Below are 2,569 nucleotides of genomic sequence, written 5' to 3' on the forward strand. Positions count from 1 at the left end.
GCATTGCCTTTCGGCAGCAGCTTCTCGGCAGCCCCGCGAAACGACGCCGCAAGAATTGCCAGCGGCCCGAGCGACTGCGACAGCATGCGGTCGATGCGGCCGCGCAACATCTGGGCAAGCACCGGGCCTGCACCTTCGGTGCCGATGGCGATGGCGACCGGCGCGCGGTTGACCAGCGCCGGGGTGAAGAAATCGCAAAGCTCAGGCCGATCGACGGCATTGACCGGAATGCCTAGGCGGCGCGCATCCGCAGCCACCCGACGGTCGAGTTCCTCGTCGCCGCTGGCGGCAAACACCATGATCGCGCCTTCGAGCTGCGATGCGTCGTAAGCGGCGGCAAAATGGCTCGCGCCGGCCTGGGCGATGAAGGCGAGCAGGTCGGGCTCGGCGTGTCCCGCGATGATCCGCAGGACCGCGCTCGACTGTCCGATCAGCCGCGCCTTGGCCAGTGCCTCTTCGCCGCCGCCAACGATGGCCACGGCTTCGCCCTCGACCCGCATGAACACGGGGAAGGCGCTGAGCTTGGGAGCAGTGTGCGACATGGACGCGAGCGGAATCCTGAATGAGCTTGCAGTTCTACGCGCGGGCGCGAGAAACCAGAAGGAACGCACTCGCGCATCCCTTGTCGGGATGCAATTGCTTTTCTGAAAGCATCCCAGCCAAGAGAAAAATATTTCTCGTTTACGGATGGAGCGGATTCAAGCTGCTGTCGCAGGCCTTGTTTTCCGGGTCTTTTAGCGCCCGGGAAGAAAAGCCGCAAAACTGTTTTTTCTAAATTCTACCAAATTAGTAGATTAAAGCCGCGAACTCTGGACAGCCAGAATGTTCAACGCCGACACGGCTGCCGCCTGGAACATTAGTGGCTCGGGGCGCGTTCTCAAAAGGCCTGTCATATCGGATCGAAACCCCGGCTGCGGAACGCCACGAAAGGCCACCACGCGGCTGAAAAGGAGCCTGTCATCATGAACACAATCATACTCAAGCACGGTATCTGGGTCATGGTGGCCGATGGCGAGAAGGCGCTTTTCCTCAGGAACGCCGGCGACAACAAATATCCGAATCTCGAGGTGGTGCAGGAAATACAGCAGGACAACCCGCCCACCCGCGAGCAAGGCAGCGACAGCCCGGGCCGATACAATGATGGTCCCTCCGTCCATCGCAGCGCAGTCGAGGATACGGACTGGCACCGCATCGGCAAGGAGCGTTTCGCCGATGAAATCGCCGCCCGGCTCTACAAGCTCGCGCATGACGGCGAATTCAACGAGATCGTGCTCGTCGCACCGCCAGTGGTGCTTGGGACAATGCGCAAAAAGCTGCACAAGGAGGTCGAGGACAAGGTGACCGCCGAAATTCCCAAGACATTGACCAACCATGCCATACCGGAAATCGAGGCCCTGCTGCGGGCAGGCTGATCATTGTCGATCGGCCCTGACGGATCGAGACGAATAGCACCGCACAAATTCCGATCCGGCCGGCAGCTTCTCAGCTGCCGGTCAAATTTTTGCGGCGGCGCCGTCGATTTCACGGATTCGCGGGTTGCATCGCCGACATACCATCCACCATATTGCAAAACAGGCGGCGGCTTTGGGCGGCGCTCATCCAACATCGCTGTTTTTTGAAAGGCGCTCCATAGACAATGCCGCATGACACGCCCCTTATCGCCACCATCGTCGCCGGTCTGGGGCTGGCTTTCATCTTCGGGGCTCTCGCCAACCGCTTCCGTATCCCGCCGCTGGTCGGTTATCTCGTAGCCGGCGTGCTGGTCGGGCCGAACACGCCTGGCTTCGTCGCCGATGCCGGCCTTGCCAACGAACTGGCCGAAATCGGGGTCATCCTCCTGATGTTCGGCGTCGGATTGCACTTCTCGTTGAAGGATCTTCTGTCGGTGCGCGCCATAGCCGTGCCGGGCGCCGTCGTCCAGATCGGCTTTGCCACCGCACTCGGTGCCGGGTTGTCGTGGATGCTCGGCTGGTCGATGGGCGCGGGACTGGTGTTCGGCCTGGCACTATCGGTCGCCTCGACGGTCGTGCTGCTGCGCGCTCTGCAAGAGCGGCGGATGATTGAGACCGAGCGCGGCCGCATCGCTGTCGGCTGGCTGATCGTCGAGGATCTGGCCATGGTGCTGGCGCTGGTGCTGCTGCCGGCGCTGGCCGGCGTGCTCGGCGGCCAGGAGCAGACCGACGCCCATGCAAGCGGGCTGCTGTCGCTGCCGGCCAGCTACGGCATCTGGGGCGTCGTCGGCATCACGCTGGCCAAGGTCGCCGCCTTCGTCGTCGTCATGCTGGTGGTCGGCCGCCGGGTCATCCCCTGGATCCTGCACTATGTCGCCCACACCGGCTCGCGCGAGCTCTTCCGGCTGGCGGTGCTTGCCATAGCGCTCGGCGTCGCCTTTGGCGCGGCCAAACTGTTTGGGGTCTCACTGGCGCTGGGCGCATTCTTCGCCGGCATGATCATGAGCGAATCCGAACTCAGTCACCGTGCCGCCGAAGAATCCTTGCCGCTGCGCGATGCCTTTTCCGTGTTGTTCTTCGTCTCGGTCGGCATGCTGTTCGACCCGTTCAGCCTGATC

General features: G+C 62.6%; 3 protein-coding genes. 2 read left to right on the forward strand and 1 reads right to left on the reverse strand.

Annotated features, from left to right (window positions below):
* A partial coding sequence (locus EOC06_RS43495; protein ID WP_281062111.1) for an NAD(P)-dependent oxidoreductase occupies window positions 1-542 on the reverse strand: 542 nt, incomplete at its 3' end.
* A gap of 420 nt (window positions 543-962) precedes the next feature.
* Between EOC06_RS43495 and EOC06_RS25625 the strand changes: the two genes are divergently transcribed.
* Together EOC06_RS25625 and EOC06_RS25630 are read left to right on the forward strand one after the other, a co-directional pair.
* The gene (locus EOC06_RS25625) at window positions 963-1,412 is read left to right on the forward strand and encodes a host attachment protein (protein WP_127271043.1); all 450 of its coding nucleotides are present in this window, start codon (window positions 963-965) and stop codon (window positions 1,410-1,412) included.
* 224 nt (window positions 1,413-1,636) lie between these two features.
* On the forward strand, window positions 1,637-2,569 hold a 933-nt coding region (locus EOC06_RS25630), incomplete at its 3' end, for a cation:proton antiporter (RefSeq protein WP_206631256.1).

It is taken from the genome of Mesorhizobium sp. M7A.F.Ca.MR.362.00.0.0, assembly GCF_004023175.1.
Classification (GTDB): domain Bacteria; phylum Pseudomonadota; class Alphaproteobacteria; order Rhizobiales; family Rhizobiaceae; genus Mesorhizobium.

Excerpts from the sequence above, each read along its gene's own strand:
- EOC06_RS25625 (WP_127271043.1), top strand. The coding sequence starts at position 963 with ATGAACACAATCATACTCAAGCACGGTATCTGGGTCATGGTGGCCGAT.